The organism is Paraburkholderia solitsugae (assembly GCF_013177695.1).
Taxonomy (GTDB): domain Bacteria; phylum Pseudomonadota; class Gammaproteobacteria; order Burkholderiales; family Burkholderiaceae; genus Paraburkholderia; species Paraburkholderia solitsugae.
Window position 1 is genome coordinate 1 of sequence record NZ_WOEY01000096.1, and the last position, 23473, is coordinate 23473.

At 61.8% G+C, this 23473-nt stretch carries 22 protein-coding genes and 1 pseudogene; 11 read left to right on the plus strand and 12 right to left on the minus strand.

The window, feature by feature from the left end; genetic code table 11:
- Positions 1-179, minus strand: a 179-nt coding sequence (locus tag GNZ12_RS24790) for a helix-turn-helix domain-containing protein (protein WP_235993871.1), incomplete at its 3' end; no start/stop codon positions are given.
- A 207-nt stretch (positions 180-386) separates the two neighbouring features.
- Between GNZ12_RS24790 and GNZ12_RS24795 the strand changes: the two genes are divergently transcribed.
- The gene (locus tag GNZ12_RS24795; protein ID WP_172314633.1) at positions 387-1463 is read left to right on the plus strand and encodes a Rieske 2Fe-2S domain-containing protein; all 1077 of its coding nucleotides are present in this window, start codon (positions 387-389) and stop codon (positions 1461-1463) included.
- A gap of 154 nt (positions 1464-1617) precedes the next feature.
- On the opposite strand, the gene GNZ12_RS24800 is transcribed toward GNZ12_RS24795, so the two are convergent.
- The 7 genes from GNZ12_RS24800 to GNZ12_RS24830 form a co-directional block, all read right to left on the minus strand.
- Positions 1618-2490, minus strand: a complete 873-nt coding sequence (locus GNZ12_RS24800) for a tyrosine-protein phosphatase (protein ID WP_235993870.1) — start codon at positions 2488-2490, stop codon at positions 1618-1620.
- Between the two features lie 1082 nt (positions 2491-3572).
- Positions 3573-4604, minus strand: a complete 1032-nt coding sequence (dmpG, locus tag GNZ12_RS24805; RefSeq protein ID WP_172314748.1) for a 4-hydroxy-2-oxovalerate aldolase — start codon at positions 4602-4604, stop codon at positions 3573-3575.
- Positions 4605-4614: 10 nt separating this feature from the next.
- Positions 4615-5514 (minus strand): acetaldehyde dehydrogenase (acetylating), encoded by a 900-nt coding sequence (locus GNZ12_RS24810; protein WP_172314635.1) that lies wholly within the window; start codon positions 5512-5514, stop codon positions 4615-4617.
- 34 nt (positions 5515-5548) lie between these two features.
- Positions 5549-6331: a 2-oxopent-4-enoate hydratase gene (dmpE, locus tag GNZ12_RS24815; protein ID WP_172314637.1), complete on the minus strand. Its 783-nt coding sequence runs from the start codon at positions 6329-6331 to the stop codon at positions 5549-5551.
- An 84-nt stretch (positions 6332-6415) separates the two neighbouring features.
- Positions 6416-7807 (minus strand): DUF1329 domain-containing protein, encoded by a 1392-nt coding sequence (locus tag GNZ12_RS24820; RefSeq protein WP_172314639.1) that lies wholly within the window; start codon positions 7805-7807, stop codon positions 6416-6418.
- 87 nt (positions 7808-7894) lie between these two features.
- Entirely contained in the window at positions 7895-9484 is a 1590-nt protein-coding gene (locus GNZ12_RS24825) for a DUF1302 domain-containing protein (protein WP_172314641.1), read from the minus strand.
- 130 nt (positions 9485-9614) lie between these two features.
- Complete coding sequence (locus GNZ12_RS24830) at positions 9615-10511, minus strand: SDR family oxidoreductase (protein ID WP_172314643.1); 897 nt, start codon at positions 10509-10511, stop codon at positions 9615-9617.
- A gap of 174 nt (positions 10512-10685) precedes the next feature.
- Here GNZ12_RS24830 and GNZ12_RS24835 point away from each other — a divergent pair, with 174 nt between their 5' ends.
- From GNZ12_RS24835 to GNZ12_RS24850, 4 genes are all read left to right on the plus strand, one after another.
- The gene (locus GNZ12_RS24835; RefSeq protein WP_172314645.1) at positions 10686-11579 is read left to right on the plus strand and encodes an alpha/beta fold hydrolase; all 894 of its coding nucleotides are present in this window, start codon (positions 10686-10688) and stop codon (positions 11577-11579) included.
- Between the two features lie 104 nt (positions 11580-11683).
- On the plus strand, positions 11684-12469 hold the full coding sequence (locus tag GNZ12_RS24840) for an SDR family NAD(P)-dependent oxidoreductase (protein WP_172314647.1): 786 nt from the start codon (positions 11684-11686) through the stop codon (positions 12467-12469).
- Between the two features lie 8 nt (positions 12470-12477).
- Positions 12478-12870 (plus strand): nuclear transport factor 2 family protein, encoded by a 393-nt coding sequence (locus GNZ12_RS24845; protein ID WP_074288247.1) that lies wholly within the window; start codon positions 12478-12480, stop codon positions 12868-12870.
- A 17-nt stretch (positions 12871-12887) separates the two neighbouring features.
- Positions 12888-13409, plus strand: coding sequence for an acyltransferase (locus GNZ12_RS24850; RefSeq protein ID WP_172314649.1), 522 nt, complete (start codon positions 12888-12890; stop codon positions 13407-13409).
- Positions 13410-13510: 101 nt separating this feature from the next.
- On the opposite strand, the gene GNZ12_RS24855 is transcribed toward GNZ12_RS24850, so the two are convergent.
- Positions 13511-14512 (minus strand): helix-turn-helix transcriptional regulator, encoded by a 1002-nt coding sequence (locus GNZ12_RS24855; protein ID WP_172314651.1) that lies wholly within the window; start codon positions 14510-14512, stop codon positions 13511-13513.
- Positions 14513-14696: 184 nt separating this feature from the next.
- Between GNZ12_RS24855 and GNZ12_RS24860 the strand changes: the two genes are divergently transcribed.
- Together GNZ12_RS24860 and GNZ12_RS24865 are read left to right on the plus strand one after the other, a co-directional pair.
- On the plus strand, positions 14697-15608 hold the full coding sequence (locus GNZ12_RS24860) for an AraC family transcriptional regulator (protein ID WP_172314653.1): 912 nt from the start codon (positions 14697-14699) through the stop codon (positions 15606-15608).
- 660 nt (positions 15609-16268) lie between these two features.
- Positions 16269-16694: a DUF3830 family protein gene (locus GNZ12_RS24865; RefSeq protein WP_172314655.1), complete on the plus strand. Its 426-nt coding sequence runs from the start codon at positions 16269-16271 to the stop codon at positions 16692-16694.
- A gap of 151 nt (positions 16695-16845) precedes the next feature.
- Here GNZ12_RS24865 and GNZ12_RS24870 read toward each other — a convergent pair whose 3' ends face one another.
- From GNZ12_RS24870 to shiA, 3 genes and pseudogenes are all read right to left on the minus strand, one after another.
- Positions 16846-16974: an MFS transporter small subunit gene (locus GNZ12_RS24870; protein WP_172314657.1), complete on the minus strand. Its 129-nt coding sequence runs from the start codon at positions 16972-16974 to the stop codon at positions 16846-16848.
- A 10-nt stretch (positions 16975-16984) separates the two neighbouring features.
- A pseudogene (locus GNZ12_RS24875) lies at positions 16985-17407 on the minus strand (MFS transporter); the annotation flags it as partial.
- A 68-nt stretch (positions 17408-17475) separates the two neighbouring features.
- A complete protein-coding gene (shiA, locus tag GNZ12_RS24880; RefSeq protein WP_172314659.1) occupies positions 17476-18804 on the minus strand; it encodes a shikimate transporter in 1329 nt (442 codons plus the stop codon).
- Between the two features lie 371 nt (positions 18805-19175).
- Here shiA and GNZ12_RS24885 point away from each other — a divergent pair, with 371 nt between their 5' ends.
- From GNZ12_RS24885 to frc, 4 genes are all read left to right on the plus strand, one after another.
- Positions 19176-19400: a hypothetical protein gene (locus GNZ12_RS24885; protein WP_074288239.1), complete on the plus strand. Its 225-nt coding sequence runs from the start codon at positions 19176-19178 to the stop codon at positions 19398-19400.
- Positions 19378-20097 carry a GntR family transcriptional regulator gene (locus GNZ12_RS24890; RefSeq protein WP_172314660.1) on the plus strand — a complete coding sequence of 240 codons (720 nt, stop codon included), beginning with the start codon at positions 19378-19380 and terminating at the stop codon, positions 20095-20097. Before GNZ12_RS24885 ends, GNZ12_RS24890 begins: the two co-directional genes overlap by 23 nt.
- 325 nt (positions 20098-20422) lie before the next feature.
- Positions 20423-22186, plus strand: a complete 1764-nt coding sequence (locus tag GNZ12_RS24895) for a thiamine pyrophosphate-binding protein (RefSeq protein WP_172314662.1) — start codon at positions 20423-20425, stop codon at positions 22184-22186.
- A gap of 29 nt (positions 22187-22215) precedes the next feature.
- A complete protein-coding gene (gene frc, locus GNZ12_RS24900; protein WP_172314664.1) occupies positions 22216-23463 on the plus strand; it encodes a formyl-CoA transferase in 1248 nt (415 codons plus the stop codon).
- Positions 23464-23473: the final 10 nt, after the last annotated feature.

Genomic DNA, 23473 nt, shown 5'->3' on the forward strand with positions numbered 1-23473 from the left:
ACCGTGCCTCGCCAGATACCAAGGTCCGCACCGATCTCTTTGTCCGTCTTGCCCTGCGCTGCGAGCAAAATCATCTTGGCGCGCTCGGCCAGTCGAACCGGAATCGTCCGGCCGGTAGCCCACGTCTCCAACTGTTTGCGCTGTGCTTCGCTCAGCTCAACTTTCGCCGCGATTCTCATGAGTTCTCCCTCCATGTACATGGAGACTCACAAATCGCGATTAAGTTGCATTATTTGTGACGCATCACACTAGTCCGTCGGGACGATGAAAGTGAGGTGCGCCACGTCTATCGTCAGGCGTGAGCGCGAAGGTCTGCGCGCTTCGAAACAACACTGATGACGGCGGCTATTCAGAAGCGCCGTCTTTTCCATTGGAGGAGATAAGAGATGTCCGCACGTCCCTACAGAATTGAAGCGCAGCCGCTGGTGCAGCGATATGCACGCGGCTGGCATTGTCTTGGTCTTGCCAGCGATTACAAGGATGGCAAGCCGCACACGCTGAACATTTTCGGCCAGCGCCTTGCTGCGTTCATGGATTCGCAGGGGCGCGTGAACGTCGTGGACGGCTTTTGCCCGCACATGGGCGGCGATCTGAGCACTGGCCGCGTGGACGGCGACACGCTGGTGTGTCCGTTTCATGGCTGGCAGTGGGACGGCGAGGGCAACTGCCAATCGATTCCATACTGCAAGCGGATTCCGCCGAAGGCTAAAATCGGCACATGGCAGACCTGCGAACAGAACCAGTTGCTGTTCATCTGGCACGACCCCGAGGGCAATCCGCCGCCTGAAGAAGTGACCATTCCCCGTATCGATGCGTGTTTCTCCGACGAATGGTCGGACTGGGTGGTCGACCTGATGAAGATCGACACCAACTGCCGCGAACTGGTCGACAACATCTCGGACATGGCGCACTTTGGGACCGTGCATGGCGCCCCGGTCGATTACTTCGCGAATCTGTTCGAAGGACACAAGGCCACGCAACTGCTGGTGGGCCGCAGTGAGCGCCTTGGCGACGACGAGCTGATCGCGCTGTCCACCTACTTTGGACCGGCGTATCACATCACCGAGATGACGGGGCAGAGCGGTGGCCATCCGATTCATTCGATTCTGTTGAACTGCCATGTGCCGACCGACATGAACAGTTTCGAGTTGCGTTACGGCGTGATGGTGAAGAAGGTGCCGGGCTTGTCGGAAGAGCAGAACATGGAGATTGCGCGTGCGTATTCGAAGCAGGCGCAGGCCGCGTTTTATGAAGACGTGGTGATCTGGGACAGCAAGACGCGCATCGACAATCCGCTTTTGTGCGAGGGCGATGGGCCGCTGTATCAGATGCGTGACTGGTACTCGCAGTTTTACGTCGATACGGCGGACGTGAGGCCGTCGAGTGTTGCGAGAAAGGTGGTGGAGATCAATGTGCGCGAGGGAGGGGAACCGCCGCCGCTGCGGCACGTGTTCGAGGGATAAAGCGGTTGAAAAGGCGGCGCATGCACCGCCTTTGGATTGCTGACCAACCCCATGTTCTTCGGATCGTGGGGTTTTGTTTTTCAGGCGAGGCGAGTCGCGGCGTGAAGCGCGCGTATTGGGTCAATCAAGGCGGGTCAATCAACGCCTTTAGCGCTTACGGGTTCGTCGCCGCAGCGTGTGTCGCCGGTTCCAGATAGTTCTGCTGGATCTTCTCCACGTTCACGTGCAGCACATCGACGAGGTAGTGTTGCATCCCGCCGTACTGCTGATCGATGACTTGCATGGCTGCACCGATGTAATCCGGGTCGACGGCGAGCAGCGGTGCCAGTACATCGGGCGCGACGCCGATCTTCTGCAACTGCGCGGTCGCTTGTGCGTTGCCTGCGGCGTTGTAGCGGTTCGACTCCAGGTAATTGGCAATTACTGTTGCGCGATCGACGCCCAGGGCGGACAGCAGCAGGACGGTCGCGAAGCCTGTGCGATCTTTACCTGCGGTGCAGTGATAGAGGATGGTTTTGTTGTCTTCGGCGAGCTTGAGGAAGCGGGCGAATTGGGCTTGATAGGTGCTTGGGAATTGCTGGTAGAGCGACACCATGAATTGATGCATTTGCGCGGGTGTCGAGCGCTTGAGCATGGGGATGACGGCTTCCGGTGAGAGGTTGCCGGCGAGGATCGGGTCGGCTTGCCAGGGGAATTGGGTGGCGAAGTCCTGTTCGGCGGGTTTCTTTTCGCTTTCTGCGCGGAAGTCGAGGATGACGTCGAGGTGCATCGCCTTGAGTTTGGCGATGTCGGCCGGTGTGGCGAAGGCTGGGTTGCCGCTCCGGAAGAGGCGGCCGGGCTGGATTTGCCGGCCATCTGTGGTGGTTAGGCCCGCTAGGTCGCGGGTGTTTTGGATTTTTTCCATCTGGATGACGGTGTCGGTGTTGGGTTTGGCTTTGCCTGTTGCGGCGGGCTGCGCTGTCGCGGTGATGGTTACTATTGCGAGTAAGGCACCGAGTGCCGCGGTTCTGTATGTTTTCAGGTTCATGATTGTATTTTAGTGTTTTGGGGGTGGGTCTGCTCGGCGGTTTGGGTGGCTGTTTGCCTACGGCGTTGGGCTTTCCTTGATCTGTTTGCCTTCGCGGCGCTCGTTTCTGTGTGCCTACGGCGTTGGCCTCTCCTTGATTTGATATTGGTCTATTAGCGTCGCCCCTGTGCGGGGCAGGCACCTACTTTTCTTTGCCTGCCGCAAAGAAAAGTAGGCAAAAGAAAGCGGCTCAAACCGCTAACACTTAAGCGGGTCCCCTGGCTCGGAGGTGGCAGTGGTGCATCTGGAATCTGAGCTCTCGCGCATTCGGCGTCAGTGACAAAGCCGTCATACTTCCCACCTCACACTGCGTGCTCGCCGGAAGGGTTCATCATGCAAACCCTTGGCTTCGTTCGGGCGTAGTGGGGGTCGTCGGCTTCGCCTCGGCGAAAGCGCCCCGCACTAATGGATAAACACCCACCTCTAATAAAATGTCGATGTGTCGCAGTCGCAGTCGCAGTCGCAGTCGCAGTCGCAGTCGCAGTCGCAGTCGCACTGGCGGTGGCGGTGGCAGTGCAACTGACATCGACACCGACACCGACACCGGCACTGACACCGACACCGGCACTGACATCGACACCGACACCGACACCGGCACTGACATCGACACCGGCACCGGCACCGGCACTCGGCAGGAGATGGCGAGTTACTGTACTGGGCAAAATGCGAGAGCCAAAACGTAGTGGATGGTTTTGTGAAGTACTCTTCGGCGCGCGCAGCGCCGCCGGAAGTATGACTCCTTTGTCACTGGCGCCGAATGTGCGAGGACACAGATTCCAGATGCACCACTACCGTGGCTGCGCGGGGGACCCGCTTATGAGCTGGCGGTTTGAGCCGCTTTCTCTTGCTTACTTCTCTTTGCGGCCGGCAAAGAGAAGTAAGTGCCGCCCCGTACAGGGGCAACGCTAATAAACCGATAAGAAAGCAAGGAAAGGCCAACGCCATAGGCACACAGAAACCAAGCGCCGCGCGGGCAAAAAACCCAAAGCAAGGACCAACGCCGTAGGCATACAGCCAAAAAGCGCCGCGCAGGCAAAAACAACCTAAACTCTTAATCCCCGCTCTCTGGCAAGAGTAATAGCCGTATCCTCAATCATATCCTCCTGCCCGCCGACAAGCCGCTGCCTCCCCATCTCCACGAGAATATCCCGCGCCGGAACCCGATACTTCGCTTCAGCCCGCTTGGCAAACAGCAAAAACGACGAATAAACCCCCGCATACCCAAGCGTCAACGCATCGCGATCAATCCGGATCGGTGCATCCATAATCGGAACGACGAGATCTTCCGCAACGTCCGAAATTTTAAAAACATCCACACCAGTCTGAATCCCCATCCGCTCGCACACCGCGACAAAAACCTCCATCGGCGTATTGCCGGCGCCAGCCCCAAGACCGGCCGCGGCGGCATCGATCCGATTGGCCCCCGCGGCGATAGCCGCAATCGAATTGGCCACCCCCATCGCCAGATTGTGGTGCCCGTGAAAGCCAAGTTCCGTCTCCGGCTTCAACGCCGCACGCACAAGGCCAATGCGTGCCGTCACGTCATCAGGCAACATGTAACCCGCTGAATCCGTAATGTAGATGCAGTTGGCACCGTACGATTCCATCAGCTTCGCTTGGCTTGCGAGCTGCTCAGGCGATGACATATGCGCCATCATCAAAAAGCCAACCGTATCCATCTCCAGCTTGCGGGCAAGACCAATGTGCTGCTCAGACACATCGGCTTCCGTGCAATGCGTCGCAATACGAATCGTATGCACGCCAAGCTCGTGGGCGAGCCGCAAATGGTCGACCGTGCCGATGCCCGGCAGCAATAGCGCCGATACCTTGGCCTGTTTCACTTCCGCAATCACAGCGCTCAGATACGCTTCGTCCGTATGTGCCGGAAAGCCATAATTGACCGATGCGCCGCCCAGACCGTCGCCGTGGGTCACTTCGATCAACGGTACGCCGGCAGCGTCGAGCCCGCGCGCAATCGAGCACATCTGCTCAAGTGAAATCTGGTGACGCTTGGGATGCATGCCGTCACGCAACGTCATGTCGTGCACGGTAATGCGGGTTCCTGCTAAAGACATAGTCGGCTCCTCACGCGGTGGCAGGCGATGCGGCAAGCATCTGTTGGGCAAACAGTTCGGCGGTGCGCGCAGCGGCCGCAGTCATGATGTCGAGATTGCCGGCGTATTTCGGCAAATAGTCGCCGAGGCCTTCAACTTCCATGAATACGGACACGCGGCGGCCGTCGAACACGGGGCCGTTCTTCAACGTGTACCCAGGCACGTATTGGCGTACTTCCTCGATCATGGCGTGCACGGAGGCCGTAATCGCCTCGACGTCCGGATCGGTCTCGGTCAGGCAATGGATCGTGTCGCGCATGATCAGCGGCGGTTCGGCCGGATTGATCACGATGATCGCCTTGCCCACCGCCGCGCCGCCGACCTGTTCGATCGCCTGCGCCGTGGTGCGCGTGAACTCGTCGATGTTCTTGCGCGTGCCGGGGCCGACCGAACGCGACGACACGGTCGCGACGATCTCGCCATACGCCACGCGCTGCACGCGCGACACCGCGTACACCATCGGAATGGTGGCCTGGCCGCCGCACGTGACCATGTTGACGTTCATCGCCTGCTGGTCGATCTGCGCGGCAAGGTTGACCGGCGGCACGCAGAACGGACCGATCGCGGCGGGCGTCAGGTCGATCACGCGCACGCCGCGCGCGGTCAGCTTGTCGGAATGCTCGCGGTGCACGTAGGCGGAAGTGGCGTCGAAGGCGATGCGGATATCGTCGGCGGCCAGATGCGGCAGCAGGCCGTCAATGCCATCAGCCGTCGTCTTCAGGCCCATTTCGCGGGCGCGCGCGAGGCCGTCCGAGTCCGGGTCGACGCCGACCATCCACACGGGTTCGAGCACCGCGCTGCGGCGCAGTTTGTACAGCAGATCGGTGCCGATATTGCCGGGCCCGATCAACGCGCATTTGATCTTGCTCATTGAATGCTTCCTCAAGGAAAAGACGGTCAAACGGTCAGATGAAGCGCACGGAACAACTGCCGATGCCTTCAATCTGCATGTGCAACTGGTCGCCGCGAACAACTGGAATCAATGCCGCCAGCGAACCCGACAGCACGACTTCTCCGGCGAGCAGCGGCACGCCGAGTTCGCCTAGGGTGTTCGCGAGCCATGCGACCGCATCGGCCGGGTGACCCAGCGCGGCTGCGCCGACCCCTTCCGCCGCACGCGTGCCGTTCTTATCGAGCGTCATGCGGCAAGCGGCGAGATCGAGTGAGTGTGGGGCGACGCGTTCATCGCCTAGCACGTAGACGCCGCATGACGCGTTGTCGGCCACTGTGTCGCCGATGCGGATCGCCCAATCGCGGATGCGCGAATCGACGATCTCGAAGCACGCGCCGACCGCTTCGGTGGCGGCAAGTACCACCTCTCGCGTGATGCCGGGTCCGCGCAGATCGTCTTTCAGATAGAACGCAATTTCGCCTTCCGCGCGCGGCGCGATCAGCTTCTCGATCGGGATGTCCTCGCCAGCGACGTAGTGCATGCCGGAAAGCAGCACGCCGAAATCGGGCAGGCGCACGTCGAGCATGTCCTGCACGGCTTGGCTCGTCACGCCGATCTTCTTGCCGACGATGGTTTCACCCGCTTCGATGCGGCGTGCGACGAAGTGCTGCTGAACGCGGTAGGCGTCGGCGAGCGACAACCCGCCGGCGCGCGCCGAGAACGGTGCAATCGGCGCGCGCTCGCGCCATGCGTGGTAAAGCTCGTCGCCGAGGGTGGTGTGAAGTGTCGAAGTCATGGCGACCGCAAATAGAAAGGGAAAAGCGCCGGGGCGGACGCTGAATCCGTCCCCGGCCGTGGTTTCAATCGAGGCGCTGCGAAATCAATTGCCCGCGCCGCGAATCGCATCCGGCGAGAAGTACGCTTCGGTCAGTTGCGAGCCGCGTGTGAGCACCGGCATCGATTCCTGATTCGACAGACGGTCCGCGTAATAGGCGCCGGAGATCAGGTCGTGATAGAACACGGAGGTCGAGTAGAACGATTTGGCGTCGTACGCGTACAGGGTCGGGGCGAGGTTGGTGCGCCACAGTGTGCCGCGTGCGTCGTAGTTGTCGGCGGTGACTGCGTTCCACGTGTCCTCGTCGAGATACAACACCCGTTTCGCGTATTGATGGCGATAGCCGGACTTGAGCGTGGCTTGCAACACCCACACGCGATGCAGTTCGAAGCGCATGTACTGCGTGTTCTCATGGCCCTTGGTCAGAATATCGGTGTATTTGATCGACGGGTCCATCAGCTTGTAGTTGTCGTACGGCACATACACTTCGCGCTTGCCGAGGATCTTCCAGTCGTAACGTTCGCCCGAGCCGTTGAAGAGGCGGTCGTCGTCGACGGTACGAAAGCCGCCAGGACCTTCCGGTTGATCGAAGCCGAACTCAGGCGCCTGACGCACGCGCCGCGTGCCCGGGTTATAGGACCACGTGCGGCGGGTGTCGGAGCCTTCCTGGTCCCACATCTCATAGCCGGTGATGATCGTGCCGCGATCGGATAGCGGCAGCATGGTGGTCTGACGGAAGAAGCTCTTCGCGTCCAGTGGGTTCTTCGGATCGAAGGGAGCGCCGCTGCGCGGCCCGTAGATCGCGTACTGAACCTTACCCCATGCAATATTGCCGTCCGGGTAGACCACGGCCTGGTCGTAGGTCGCGGTTTCGCCTTCGATCGCGGATGCGAAGCGCAGATTCCACATCGCCTCGACCCCGCTCTTCGGCACCGGGAACGGGCTGACCGGCGGGAAATCCTTCAGGCCGTTCTGGTCTTTCGTCATCGTGGTGGTGGGCGCGTACAGACGGATGTCCTTGTACACGGCTTCGCCATAGCTGAAATCGCGGTGGCTCGGATAGACCGGAATCTTGAAGGTATCCGGATACTTCTTGAGCAGAGCTTTCTCGCCGTCGGTGAGACGCGCTTCGTACTGCTGCATGTTCTGCGCCGTGATCACGAAGAGCGGCTTCTCGCTTGCGTACGGATCGGGGAAGCGCTGACCCGGTTTGTAGTCGACGCCCGGCGGCGTGCCGAACCATTTGCCGGTCCATGCGGGGATCGTGCCGTCGGCATTACCCGCGCGCTCGGCGCCCATCGGCGTGAGCGGACCTTCGAGCTTGGCGATATCTTCCGGGCTGGTTTTGGCGAACGATGGCGCGCCTAGTGCGGCGGCGAATGCGGCGCCTGCCGCGAACACGCAGACGCGCACTACGGGATTGAAAATTCGACTCATGACCAAATCCTCTTGCAGTAATAAGACGGCTGATTCAAAGGGTGATGCAGGCTGCAAGGCGCCCGGAACGCAGGGCGCGTTGCGGCATCAGAACGAGTAAGTTGCCGTGGCGAGTACATAATCGCGATCGGCGAGCGGCCGGTTAACCGGGTTCGGGTTGCCGAGGAACTTCGCGTAGACGAGCCCGAGTTTCAGGTTGCTCAGGCGCGTGAAGTTGACACCGACCGTCACGCGGTGGTCGCCCACGCCGGTCAATGAACCCAGTGCACCGGATAGCGCGGATTGGCCGGTGAAGTCGTCGGCATAGGTGAGCGGTACGTCGAGGTCCCAGCCATTGAAGACGTTCTTGTAGCTGAGCGTCCATGCCACCTCGAAGGCGGCGGAGTTGCGCGTGTTGGCGAGCGTCGTCGAGCCCATAATCGGCGTGAGGTTGCCGGCGTGCACATACGAGATTTCACCCACCAGCGTTTGCGATGCGGCAAGGAAGGTCGGTCCGATCGAATAGATCGCCGAGAGATTCGATTGCCATACGTCGCCGCGCGTCGACTGCGTACCCGTGGGTGTGTTCACGAGCACCGCGGCGCCTTGCCGGTACGATGTTTCACCCGCGACGTTCACGCCGTTCAGATCGGTCGAGAAGCTCAGGCCGGTGAGTTTGATGTGGTCGAAGTACTTCTCCTGGTACTGCAGCGACGGGAAATACGTCGTCACGACACTCGGGTTCATGTCGTTGTAGTGCAGGTAGTACGCACCGATTTCGGTGTCGCCGAAGACGCGCCAGCGTGCACCTAGGCCCCACTGATCGTCGCCGTTCGGCCGGATGTCGTTGCCGCGCGGAATCTTGATGCCGCCGGGCCCGATGATGTATTGCGCGCCGGGTCCGACGACATCCGAGTAGCTCCAGTAAGCGCCGGGCGGCACGAGTTGGTTGGGCTCGAACGCAAACTGGTAATAGCCGAGCAGGCTGAAATTCGGTGCGAGTTGCCACTGGGTCGAAATCTGCGGAACGGGCAGCAGGATGTCCTTGACCTCCGCGCCGGCCACATAACTAGCGGTCGCATTGGCGGGTCCCTGAGCGCCCGCGATGTTCGGAAAGAACACGCTTTCGCCCCACGCGACCACTTGGTCCCCGACCTTGACGTTCAGACTCGTGCCGCCGATGTGAATCGTGTCGTACGCGTAGGCTGCGAGCAACTGCGGGGATCCGCCGGCAAAGTAGCTCGCGTCGCTGGTGAACTGGTTGTACGGGCCGCTATGGTTGACGGTGAAGGGCGCGTTGTTGTCGTTCGGGTGCTGGTAGGCCTGATCGTAGAACACGTTGGCCCGCACGAAGACACCCCAGTCGTCGTGCTTGAGGTTCACTTCGCCGAGCAGGCTCACCTGATTCTCGATCAGCTTGTTCTTCGCGAAGTTGCGGTCGCCGTCATCGCCGTTGATGTTTTCGGGCGTCAGCAGATTGCCGCTCGGCGCGCGCGTGCGCATCCCCAGGCCATAGCCGAGCGTGAAGTTGTAATCGAGCGTGGTGTCCGTGCCGAGATTCACTGTGTCGCCCGCGTAAGCCGGTGTGGCGAACGTTGTCATCGTCGCTGCCGACGCCGCTGCCAGCACGGCGAATCTGCATGCCGCGCACACCGCGCGCAGTGCGGGTGCGCGCTCTTGTGTTCCGTTGATCTGCATTCCGTCTCCTCTGTGGTCACTTCTGAAATTTGTTGTGATCAGAGGTTAGGGGGCACGTGCGGCGCGAGAATCGTCAAAACGGACTAGTCGCTTGCCCCAGGGGATGCGAGGTGTGCGCGTGTGACTGCGTCTATGGCGTGGTGGTGAACGCCTTGTGCAGGTCGGTGGCGGCGAGAAAGGCGGGCACTTCGCCGCCGCCTTCGAGAATCAGGTTGCTGCCCGATGCATAGGCGGCGTGCGATGAGGCGAGGAACAGACACGCGGACGCGATATCGCCGGGTCTCGCGAGCCGGCCGGCGGGAATCGTCGCGGTGATGTTGTCGAGCGCGGCCTCGCCGTCTGCCGCGGACGACCCCGTGTGGCCGCGCGTGGCGGCTTCGGTTTCGACCAGACTCGGGCTCACCGCGCACACGCGAACCTTGGGGGCCCATTCCACCGCGAGCGAGCGCACCGCATTCAGCAGGCCGGCTTTCGCTGCGCCATAGGCCGCTGTTCCCGGCGACGCCCGCAAACCGCTCACGCTGCCGATGAACAGCAGGACGCCGCCTTCCGCTTGCTGTTGCATCAGCGCATTCGCACGTTGCGCGATCTGCAGCGGCGCCAGCAGATTCAGGCGGATGATGGCTTCGGTGAAGCGCGGAGAGGCTTGCGCAGCGAGCGCGAACGGCGCACCGCCCGCGTTGCTGACGAGCACATCGAGCCGGCCGGTTTCGCGTTCGATCTGCGCGAGCATGGCGTCGATGGTGTCGATGTCGCGCACGTCCGCGGCGATGAAGCGCGGGGCGTTCTCGGGCAAATCTTCATGCGAACCCTCGTGCGAATCCGTAGGCGAATCCGTAGGCGAATCCACGTTGGCGCCATCATGCAAATCTGCCGGGGCGTTCACAGCCACGCTTGCGGGCGGCGTGCGACCGCATACATACACCGTGGCGCCCGCTTCTCGGAAAGCTTGCGCGATGCCCGCGCCGATCCCTTTGGTGCCGCCCGTGACCAGCACCACCTTGCCGCTGAAATCAAACCCTGTCATTGCCGCTGTCTCCCGCTGTTCATGTGGAGCCGATGGTAGGAGAAATGCGGCGCTGCCTCGTAGTCTGAAAAGACGATGTTCCGCGGTGAATTCGAAGGGATGATGTTTTCGCTGGCGACCCTCACACAATCTGCCGCGTCGAAGAGCGCGGCGCGACAAAGGAGACAAGCGCGCATGAATGCAACGCCCACCGAGTTCCAACACGCCGACGCGCAAGGTAAGTCACGTAGCGCGCCGCCGACCCTGCAGGCGCCCAAAGGGATTTTCACCGAGGTCCCCGGCGGCCTGACGCTGCATCACTTCGAAGCCGGCAGCGGCGCACCCGTTGTGTTCATTCACGGCAGCGGCCCGGGTGCGAGCGGCTTCAGCAACTTCAAGCACAACTACCCGCAGTTCGCGGCAGCCGGTCATCGGGCAATCGTGGTCGATCTGCCGGGCTATGGCGCGTCGTCGAAACCCGCGGACGTGAACTACACGCTCGACTTCTTCGTCGACGCATTGCGCGCGCAGCTCGTTGCGAACGGCATCGGCCGGGCGACCTTGCTCGGCAATTCGCTCGGCGGCGCGATCGCGTTGCAATACGCGCTCGACTATCCCGACGACGTCGACAGCCTGATCATGATGGCGCCGGGCGGTGTCGAGGAGCGCGAGACTTACTTCAAGATGGAGGGCATCCAGAAGATGGTGTCGCTCTTCACGAACCGCCAGATGAATCGTCTGACGATGCGGCAATTGCTCGAACTGCTGGTGTTCGATCGCAGCCTCGTCACGGACGCGCTGGTCGAAGAGCGTCTGAGCGTGTGCGAGCAGCAGCCGCCGGAAGTGCTGTCGACGATGCGCGTGCCCAATCTGACCGACCGCCTCAGTGAACTCAAATGCCCGGTGCTGGGTTTCTGGGGTACGGACGATCGGTTCAATCCGGCCAGCGGCGCCATGCGTTTTCTCGAGCATTGCGCCGACACGCGCTTTGTCCTGATGAATCGCTGCGGCCACTGGGTGATGGTCGAGCATCGGCGATATTTCAATCGCGAATGTCTGGAATTTCTCGCGGAGCGGCATGCCACTTGAGGCATGCTTCGGATGCGGCGCGGCCGGCATGACCGGCGTGTCCGGTGCGACCGGTCCACGGTGAGGCACCGCATAAAACCCAACTACACCAAGACGGAGACGGCATGACATTTCCCCATCAACTGTTCGACATGAGCGGCAAAGTGACCGCCATCACCGGCGGCGCACGCGGCATCGGTGCGCAGACGGCACGCACGCTGGCGGCGGCCGGTTCGGCGATCGCGGTGCTCGACGTGCTGACGGAACCGGGCGGGCAACTGGTCGCCGAGATCAATGAGTCGGGCGGCCGCGCGGCGTTCTGGAAGATGGACGTCACACAGGAAGACAACGTGCAGCGCGTGTTCGACGAAATCGCCACACGTTTTGGACGCCTCGACGCGCTAGTGAACAACGCCGGGATCGAAGGTGCGAATCTGCCGACGCACGAAATGACACTGCAGCAATGGCAGAAAGTCATCGACGTCAATGTGACGGGCGTGTTCCTCTGCACCAAGTACGCCATTCCGCACATGGTGGCGGCGGGCGGCGGCTCGATCGTGAATCTGTCGTCGATGTATGGGCTGGTCGGCGGGCCGGACGTGCCGGCGTACCACGCATCGAAGGGTGCAGTGCGGCTGATGGCGAAGACCGAAGCGATGCTGTATGCCACGCAGAATATCCGCGCGAATTCCGTGCATCCTGGTTTTATCCGCACGCCGTTGCTGGAAGAGGCGTTCGCAAAGCTCGGTGACCCGGAGCAGATTTTCGCGCATATGAAAACGCTGGTGCCGCTCGCGAAAATTGGCGATCCGCAGGATATCGCGTCCGGCATTCTGTATCTGGTGTCGCCGGCCGGCCGCTATGTGACCGGCGCGGAGTTGGTGATCGACGGCGGCTACACCGCACGCTAGGAGAGCAGATGAATACCAGCGAAAACATGAAGGCCCGCCTCGTCGACTATATCGAGGCGTTCAATGCGGCCGACGCTGCACGCGTCGTCGCGCTGTTCGCCGATAACGCGAGCGTCGAAGACCCGGTTGGCACGCCCTTGAAAGAGGGCAAAAGCGAGATCGAAACGTTCTATACGTACGCGACGACGGTTGGCGCGCGGCTCGAACTGATGGCGCCGCCGCGCGGCTCGCACGGCAATAGCGCGTCGATCAGCTTTCGCGTGCATATCACGGGGCAGGACGGCCGGCCCGCGCACATCGACGTGACTGACGTGATGGACTTCGACGCTGCCGGCAAGATTGTGCGCATGCGTGCGTACTGGGGCGCGGACGACTATCACGTGCTCGCAGACGCGAGCTGAACCGGGACGGCGGCGCGATGGCGCTCTACGAGTTCAACGGCAAGCGGCCGCGCGTCGATCCGTCAGCGTACGTGCATCCGAGCGCCGTGCTGATCGGCGACGTGACGGTGGGCGCTTGCTGTTACATCGGGCCGCATGCGAGCCTGCGTGGGGATTTCGGCGCGGTGGTGGTGGAGCGTGGCAGCAACGTGCAGGATAGTTGTGTGCTGCACACCGGCGTGGCGAATACCTGCCGGCTTGGCGTCGACAGTCATGTCGGGCACAGCGCGATCATTCACGGCGCGACCCTGGAGCCGAACACGATGGTCGGCATGCATGCCGTCGTGATGGACGGCGTCGTGCTCGGCGCGGCGAGCATCGTGGCCGCTTGCGCGTTCGTCAAGAAGGATTGGCGGGTGCCCGCGGGCGTGCTGGTGGCCGGGGTGCCGGGGCGCGTGGTGCGCACCCTGAGCGAAGACGAGATCGTGGCGAAATCGTCCGGAACCCGGCTTTACCAGCAACTCGCGGCGGATTGCCTGCGCACCATGCGCAGCGTTTGAGACTGGGCGCCACCTATCGGGCGGCGCGAGTGCGGCACTAAAGTTTAAAGGCTGCGGCCGGTGCGATAAGCGCGCCGGCTGCAGTGCTTTTTCAACCACCCTTACGTCACATACCCCTGTGCCACGTTGATCAGCTGCACGCGATTGCGCACGTTGAACAACTGCCGCAAGCGCCGCAGGTGATAGTCGACGTTATGCGGCGACAGCCCGAGGAAGTAGGCAATTTCCTTGTCGCGCTGCCCCTGCACGACCGCTTTCAGCACCGCGTGCTGCAACTCGCTCAGCGTGACGCGCTGCTGCTGCGCGGGCGCGATGCCGATTACGCTCTTCGCGTGCGTCCAGATGAATTCGTGGATCGTGTGCGCGAACATCAAAGTCTCGGCCACGATTGACTCCGTCATCCAGCGCGGGTTGCCGATCTCCGAGTTGAAGCACAGGCTTGCGCTCAGCTCCGGCTCGGGCAGCGGCATCTGCGTCAGAATCCCGCTTTTGCGGCCGGTGGCCTCCAGCATGTCGATCAGCCCGCCGAGCCTTTCGCTGCGCATCTGCGCACGCGGCAGGTCGGCGCGCATGTCGCCGGTGTTCCAGAGGAACGGCATGCCGGTCGGCGACGCCAGCGCGACGCGCGGATCGAGTTCGAAATAACGCTCGCGGAAATAGCGCGTGAGCCATTGCTGCGACTCGTAACTGGTCAGCACGAACATCGTCTTGTGATGCGCGGTGGTGCGCGTGGCTGAATAGCTGAACGAGTCGAAGCCAAGTTGCTTGATGCGCCGCCGCACAAATTCCATGCGGTCCTGCGCACTGCCAAAGCGCACCAGCGGACTGATGATGGGTGCGGCCCGCCGCGCGGCGGGCGAGGGCGTGCCGATTTCCTCCTCAGTGAAGAGCGTGAGGAAACCTGCGGGCGCGATGCCTGATGCGGTGCGGGCGGATGCCCTGGATGCTTCAGCCGCGTGGGCTGATTCCTCGGGTTGCCGCGTGCCGGCCGGGTAAGCCGGTTGTGCGGTAACCGCAGAGTTGTAAGCCGCCGACACGTGGCTGGCTTCGCCTTGCGGCGAGCCAGTCAGCCAATGCGGCAGCGTATCGCATTCGTGTTCCATGAAACGGTAGCTCCAGCGTTCGAAACGCGTGAAAGACGACAACCTGGATGATTAACTATTTCCAAATATTACGGTAGCCGGTTCCTTGCTATCATTTTTGAGATCTTGCGCTGACCTCTAACCGGCGACGCGGGTGTGACAGGGTTTGCTCATGTACATACGGGACCTCCCAGGAAGAGACGTGATGGCAAAAATTCCAAGGCTGACAACAACGCTTGCCTACGACCGCTATATGGCGGGACAAAAACTGGTGTCGAGCGTGGATCGCCCGTGGCGGCACCTGGTGCTGCGCTCCTATCTCGAACCGGCCGAGCAGGAACTGTTAGAAGCACCTGGCCTGCAGGACGTCACGTTGATGACGCTCGGCAGCGGCGCCGAACACCTCGAGCGCAACGTGAATGGGCACTGGGAGAGCGCCGACCTGCGCATGGGCGACGTCTGGTTCGTGCCGCCCGTGCCGATCTCGTGGCGCTGGCGTTCGATCAGCGATGAGCCGCTGTCGACCGTCCATTTGCACCTGGAGCGCAGCCTGATCGACAGCGTCGCCGACCAGATGGAACTGGGCGGCTCACGCGAGCTGTCGCTTGGCGACGCGATGCAGTTTCACGATCCACTGGTCGCCGCGATGCTTGGCGCACTGCATCGCGCCGCGGGCGACCCCGCCGACTCGCGGCTGTATGTCGACGCGCTGGCCCACGCGCTCGCCGCTCATCTGTTGCAACATTACTCGCGCGGCCGTGACGCCAAGGCCGGCTTGCCGCCGCATCCCGAGCGCCTCGTGCCGCGCCGTATCCGCCGTGTAACCGATTACATTCGCGCTAATCTTGCCGCCGATCTGGCCATCGGCGAACTGGCCGCGCAGGCCGGGTTAAGTAGTTTTCATTTTGCTCGTGTGTTTCGCCGCGAGACCGGTGAAACACCTCATCAGTTCGTTACGCGTTTGCGGCTTGAGGAAGCGGCGAGGCTGCTGCGCGCCACCGATCAGCCGGTGCTGCAAATCGCGATTGCGGTTGGCTTCGAGAATGCCAGTCATTTCTCCGTGCAGTTCAAGCGTGGCTACCGCGTGACGCCGCTTGCCTACCGGCTGCGTGGCTAAGCGTCGGGTTGCGCGGCTGGATCGTGTGAACGGTTCGTCAGCATGCGATGCCTGAGCGGCACGCCGACACTTGACGGCGCGCGGGCATTCGCTGGTTACGACACGCTGTTCTGCCAGGCGGCTATGCGATGCCTGGCCGCGCGTGGCATGGCATAGTAAGGCGGCCGCAGGGGCATCGAGGGCAAGGATCGTTCGCGGTGACGCGTGAAACTTCCACGGTGATGCCGATTTCGTTGCAGGCTTCGCTGTCCGTTGAATTGCCGAAACGGGCATTGCGCACTTTTCGCAGTTTGCTGCGCATTGCATCGCTTGCAAACTACGAAGTTTCGTGGCGTCACAGGCGATGGAGCTGGCACGCGGGGGCCTGGGTGGTGTTCCGGCCGGTTTGCAGCCGACGTGCTCACTATATGATGAAGCAGGGGCCGGCAGCACCCATTGCAACTGTTGGCTTACGAAGGGTCGCGGCGCTCGTGATAGAGGTGCGGTGGCCTGCTTTATGCACGACCGTCGGCGTCACTGGTTCAACTGGCCTGACCAGTTGGGTGGCAACTGTATCTGTCGAAGCCTTGCATCGGCCGACAGAATGTTGCGCCTTCAGCCTGGCCTCAGCCGGCGTCTGACCGACCATTCCATTCAACCCGTCATACTGGATACCTAGCGATGACCCGACTTCGAATCACCTCCTGCGGCCACGTCTTTACCGCCGAAACGCATCCTGACGCGCCGGAAACGGTGGCCGCCTTTCTGAAACTCCTGCCGTACCGGCAGAAGATCATCCACGTGCGCTGGAGCGGCGAGGGCTGCTGGGTTCCGCTTGGCGACTTCAAACTCGAAAACGATGGCGCGGCAGTCGGCTTCGAGAATCACACGAGCCACCCGTCGGTTGGAGACATCCTGTTCTACCCGGGCGGTTACAGCGAAACGGAGATCATCCTCGCGTACGGCTCGTGCTGTTTCGCAAGCAAGATGGGCCAGCTCGCGGGCAATCACTTCCTGACCATCGTCGAAGGCCGCGAAAAGCTGCGCGAACTCGGCACCAAGGTGCTGTGGGAAGGCGCACAAGACGTGCTGTTCGAGAAGATCTGAGGGCGGTGTGGGCAGCAGATTGGCTGCCTCGCTCGACATGGCGTACCAGTGGTAGCCGGGGAATAAGGGTAAGAGCGCGCGCGGTCGCGCGCGCGTCGATAAGCTTTTTTCCCACCCCGCACATTGCATCGTGCGGGGTGCCGTTCAACACTTACCGGAACAGCTTCATCGCTTGCGAGAGCGTATTGATCACGCCCCATGCCAGCGGCAGCGTCACATACAGCCAGAAGACGGCGAGCTTGACCTTGTTGGTCGGATGAACGGCTTGAATGGTCGACATGCGAGTCTCCTTAGGCGCCTTTGGCGAGTTGTGCGTCAGTCATGTGGTGCTTGTCGTCGACACGCTTGACCAGCAGCACAACCATGATGTGGATCGTCATCGTGTAGGCATCCGCCTTTGCAACGCCGTGCGCCACTTCATACGCACGGATGTAATTCACCAGCACGGGACCCGCGACACCGGCTGCAGCCCAGGCGGTCAGCAGACGGCCGTGAATGCCGCCGACGAACGCGGTGCCGAACATGTCCGCGAGATACGCGGGCACCGTTGAGAAGCCGCCACCGTACATCGACAGGATCACGCAGTACGCGAGCACGAACAGGGCGATCTGGCCGGAAGCCACGAAGCCGGGCACGAGGTAGTACAGCACAGCGCCGAGCGCGAAGAAGATGAAGTAGGTGTTCTTGCGGCCGAGCCAGTCCGAAGCCGAAGCCCGAAAAGAAACGGGCCGGCATTGGCACTTTCGCCAAGCCGGCCCGTCGCAACCGTTACCGGCAAGAATCAGGCGACCGTGCGCCCGGTCTTCATCTTCGCGGCCACCAGCACCGAGATCAGGCAGCCGATCGCCAGATAGGCCGCCACCGGATGCCAGGAGCCGCCGGCAAAGCTGACCAGCGCCACCGCGATAAACGGTGTGAAGCCGCCGCCGACCACGCTCGCCACTTGATAGCCGACGCCCGCGCCGCTATAGCGATACTCGGTGCCGAACAGTTCGGTGAACATCGGTTGCTGCACGCTCACGACCATGTCGTGGGCGACGTTGGCGAGCATGACGGCGAAGATCACGATCCACACCGTCGAGCGGGCTTCGAGCGCGAGAAAGAACGGCACCGCGCTGAACGTACCGATCAGCGCACCGATGATATACACGCGCCGGCGGCCGAAGCGGTCCGCAAGCCACGCGAAACAGGGGATCGTCACGCAGCTCACCGCGCCGACCAGCAGGCCGATCGAGAGGAAGAACTCGCGCGGCATGTGCAGATTCGCCGTCGAGTAGTTCAGTGCGAACGCCGTCACGATATACATCGTGAACAATTCGGCAAGCCGCAGCGCGATGATCAGCAGGAAAGCCTTGGGGTGCTTCAGCAATGCCTCAACGATCGGCAGCCGCACGCTGCGTTCACCGTGCTCGCCGACTTTCTCGACGAACTCCTTTGATTCTTCCATGCTCGAGCGAATCCACAGCGCGATCAGCACCAGCACCACACTGAACAGGAAGGGCAGGCGCCAGCCCCAGCTCAGGAATGACGCGTTGTCCATCGAGCGGCTGATGATCGCGATAAGGCCGGTCGAGAGCACCAGCCCCACGCCATAGCCGACCTGCACGCCGCTGCTGTAGAACGCCTTCTTCTTCTCCGGCGCGCTTTCGACCGCCATCAACGCCGCGCCGCCCCATTCGCCGCCGACCGCGAAGCCCTGGATCGCGCGCAACGTGACGAGCAGCACCGGCGCCCACCAGCCGATGCTGGAGAAGGCTGGCAGCAGGCCGATCGCGGCGGTTGAGAGGCCCATCATCATCACCGTGAGGACCAGCATGCGCTTGCGTCCAAGCCGGTCACCGTAGTGGCCGAACACGAAGCCGCCAAGCGGCCGGAACAGAAAGCCAACGCCGAAGGTCGCGAATGCGGCGAGCGTGCCCATCGCCGGGCTGACCTTGGGGAAGAACTCGGCGTTGAAGACGAGCGCGGCGACAATGCCGTACAGCAGGAAGTCGTACCAGTCGACCACGGCGCCGATGAAGCTGCCGAGCGCCGCTTTGCGTGCCCGGCTGCGCGCCGTGCGGTTGTCGGCGATGGCCGTTTTCGGCGCTTTGGGGATGGTGGTACTCATGACGATGTCTCCTTCGAACTTTCGGGGTACTGTCTGGACGCGCGCGGCAGATGCTGGGCAGTGGCCGCTGCGGGCCTATCACAGGATTCCCCGAAGGTTAATGATGTGAAGCGGTTGACACAATCCGCATTCGGGTGAAATTGCGCGATCATCGAACGTTGCTGCGCGAATAGCGCGCGTTTTGCGCGTTTACACCGAGCCTCGTCTGTTTGGACAGGTAGAGGAACCGCTCGCGGGTCGCCCGTGCTACCTTGAGCATGCAAACCTAAAAACAACAACATCGGCTGATATACTACATACGGAATATTGATTGTTGCGGCATTGCAGCATATGATTGAGCTATCTGTTCATTCAATCATTCGGAGTTACAAATGGAATTTGTTCCTCTCGCGCTGCTTGCCGTTGCTGTCGTTGGGTTAGGCTCTGCCGCCACCGTCCTGCTGACCCGCTGGATCCCGCAGCCGGTTGCGCAACTTGCAGCGCAACATGGCAGGTTCGTCGGCCTGGGCGAGCAAGATAGCGGCATGGCTGCGGCGGCGCCGTATCGGGCACATGTTCAACAAGAGGCGATGAATGTCGTCAGAACTTCAAACTGAAGCAGTGGCCACACCCTTGATGTTGTCATTGCAGCCGATCGGCGTGAGCGCGAGCTTGCGCGACCAGGCGTATGCCATGCTCCGCCAGGCCATTGCCGACGCGGATATCTACCAGACTCGCGAAGAAATCCGCCTCGACGAGCGCGTGCTGAGCGAATCACTGGGCGTGAGCCGCACGCCGGTGCGCGAAGCGATGACACTGCTCGAGCAGGAGGGCTTTCTGCGCATGGTGCCGCGGCGCGGCATCTACATCGTGCGCAAGAGCAAGCGTGAGATCGTTGAAATGATCCAGATGTGGGCCGCGCTCGAAAGCATGGCGGCGCGTCTGGCCACGTTGCACGCCACGGACGAGGAAATTGCCCGCCTGCGGCACATGTTCGACAATTTCCGCGACGCCACGCCGGCCGAGCACATCGCCGAGTATTCCGACGCCAACATCGCGTTTCATCAGGCGATCGTCGAGTTGTCGAAGTCGCAGATCATTCTCGACACGATCAAGAACATCTTCATCCACGTGCGGGCGATTCGCCGCATGACCATTTCGCAGAGCGACCGCGCGTCGCGTTCGATCGTCGACCACCTGCGCATTATCGAGGCGCTGGAGCAGCGCGACACTGAACTGGCTGAGCGCCTGACTCGCCAGCATTCGCTCGATCTGGCGGCGTTCGTCGAAGCGAATTGCGATTTTCTGGATTGATGGTTGCGTAGGCGCCTGATTGGCGCCACGAATGCAAAAAGGCCTGCGGTGATGTCATCACCGCAGGCCTTTTTGCTTTTCCGACCGGCATGCGTCTGGCGAGGCTGGCAAGCAAATGGCTCAACGCTGCACCACCAGAATCGTCTCCCCAATGCCGTGTCCAGCCGGCGTCTTCGACTCATATCCGTGAGTGTTCACCGTCTCGTCGCTCGAAAGCTGTCGTTTTTGCAGTACGGGATAAGCTCTGCTTGACGGCACACAAAATATGGTATGTGATATATCAAAAGAGCGGCCGTTGCAACGACCGATTGACTTGGAGACGACCATGTCCGCAGTTGTTCCATCCCTAAATCCCGCCACAGGCAGCACGACGGCCGAAGACACGCTCAAGCAGAAGACCCGCAATGCCGGTGTCGTCTCGGGTGGCCATCTGGTTGCCAAAGCGCTGAAAAACGAAGGGGTCGACACGATCTTCACGCTGTGCGGTGGCCACATCATCGATATCTACGACGGTTGTGTCGACGAAGGGATTCGCATCATCGACGTGCGCCACGAGCAGGTCGCCGCGCACGCAGCGGACGGTTACGCGCGGCAGACCGGCAAGCTCGGCTGCGTGGTGACGACGGCGGGCCCGGGGTGCATGAACGCGGTGACGGGCACCGCGACGGCATTCCGCTCGGAAAGTCCGGTCCTGCATATCGGCGGGCAGGGCGCCCTGACGCAGCACAAGATGGGCTCGCTGCAAGATCTGCCGCATGTCGACATCATGGCGCCGATCACCAAATTCGCGGCCAGCGTGCCGAGCACTGAGCGGGTCGCCGACATGATCTCGATGGCGGCGCGCGAATGCTTCAACGGCGCGCCCGGTCCGGCGTACCTCGAAATTCCGCGTGACGTGCTCGACCGCGAAGTGGAGTTGACGCGCGCGGTGGTGCCGCAGCCGGGCCATTATCGGGCGTCGACCCGATCGATCGGCGATCCGCGCGATATCGAGAAACTCGCCGACATCCTCGTCAATGCCGAGCGGCCCGCGATTCTGTACGGCCAGCAGGTATGGACCGCGCGCGGGCATGAAGAAGCGATTGCGCTGCTGCGCGGCCTCGACATTCCCGGCTACTTCAACGGTGCAAGCCGTGGACTATTGCCGCCGGGCGATCCGCACCACTTCGACCGCACCCGCTCACAGGCTTTTGCGAATGCCGATGTGCTGATCGTTGTCGGCACGCCGTTCGATTTCCGCATGGGTTACGGCAAGCGCATTAGCCGCGAGTTGACGCTGGTGCAGATCGACATGGACTATCGCACGGTCGGCAAGAACCGCGATATCGATCTTGGTCTGGTCGGCGATCCGGGCGCGATTCTGGCTGCCGTGTTGCAGGCGGCGAGCGGCCGTCTCAAAGACGACAAGCGCCAGGCGCGACGCAAATGGATGACGCAGTTGCAGGACGCCGAAGCCGTCGCGACTGAAAAGCTGATGCCGCTTTTCAAGTCCAACAGCACGCCGATCCATCCCTATCGCGTCGCTTACGAACTCAACGAATTCCTCTCAGACGACACCGTGTACATCGGCGATGGCGGCGACGTCGTCACGATTTCCGCGCAAGCGGTGCGTCCTCGCCGCCCGGGGCAATGGATGGACCCGGGCGCACTCGGCTCGCTCGGCGTCGGCACCGGCTTCGCACTCGCCGCCAAGCTCGCGCATCCGCACAAAGAAGTGCTGTGCTACTACGGCGACGGCTCGTTCGGCATGACGGCGTTCGACATGGAAACGGCCAACCGTTTCGGCGCGCCGTATCTCGCGGTGATCGGCAACAACTCGGCGATGAACCAGATCCGCTACGGCCAGCTCGCGAAGTACGGTGAAGCGCGCGGCAATGTCGGCAATCTGTTGAGCGACGTGCCGTTCAGCAAGTTCGCGGAAATGCTCGGCGGCTATGGCGAAGAAGTGCGCGACCCGGCGCAGATAGCCGGCGCATTGCAGCGCGCTCGCGAAGCGATTCATCGTACGGGCCGCTCGGCGATCGTGAATATCTGGGTCGACCCGCGCGAGTACGCGCCGGGGACCAAGAATCAGACCATGTACAAGTAATACGCGCTGATCTTCAGGAGACTTGAAAAATGAGCAAAGCACTCGAAGGTGTACGCATTCTCGATTTCACGCATGTGCAATCGGGCCCGACCTGCACGCAGTTGCTCGCGTGGTTCGGCGCCGACGTGATCAAGGTGGAGCGGGCCGGAGCTGGCGATATCACGCGTGAGCAACTACGCGATATTCCCGACGTGGACAGCTTGTACTTCACGATGCTCAATCACAACAAACGCTCGGTCACGATCGATACCAAGAACCCGGAAGGCAAGCAGGTTCTCGAGACGTTGATCCAGAAATGCGACGTGCTGGTGGAGAATTTCGCACCGGGTGCGCTGGACCGGATGGGCTTCACCTGGGAGCGGATTCAGGAATTGAATCCGCGCATGATCGTGGCTTCGGTGAAGGGCTTTGGCCCCGGCCCTTACGAGGACTGCAAGGTCTATGAGAACGTCGCGCAATGCGCGGGCGGCGCGGCCTCGACCACCGGTTTCGACGATGGGCCACCCGTGGTGACCGGCGCGCAGATCGGCGACAGCGGCACGGGCTTGCATCTGGCGCTGGGCATTGTCACGGCGCTGTATCAGCGCACGCAAACGGGGCGCGGGCAGAAGGTGCTTGCGGCCATGCAGGACGGCGTGCTGAACCTGTGCCGCGTGAAACTGCGCGACCAGCAGCGGCTCGAACGCACCGGCACGATGAAAGAGTATCCGCAATATCCGAACGGGGAGTTCGGTGAGGCGGTGCCGCGCGCGGGCAACGCGTCGGGCGGCGGTCAGCCGGGCTGGATTCTGAAGTGCAAGGGCTGGGAGACGGATCCGAATGCGTATATCTACTTCATCACGCAGGCGCCGGTGTGGGCGAAGATCTGCAACGTAATCGGCAAGGAAGAGTGGGCCACCGATCCAAACTACGCGACACCTGCCGCGCGCTTGCCGCATCTGAAGGACATCTTTGCCGAGATCGAGCGCTGGACCATGACCAAGACCAAGTTCGAGGCCATGCAGATTCTCAACAAATACGACATTCCGTGCGGACCGATTCTGTCGATGAAGGAAATCGCCGAAGAGCCGTCGCTGCGCAAAACCGGCACGATTGTCGAAGTAGATCATCCGACCCGCGGCAAGTATTTGACGGTCGGCAATCCTATCAAACTGTCCGACAGCCCAACCGAAGTCAAGCGCTCACCGCTGCTGGGTGAACACACCGACGAGGTGATGGCCGAACTCGGCTACTCGCCCGCGCAGATCAGCGCATTGCGGACCGCCGGCGCAATCTGAGCGTTCAACG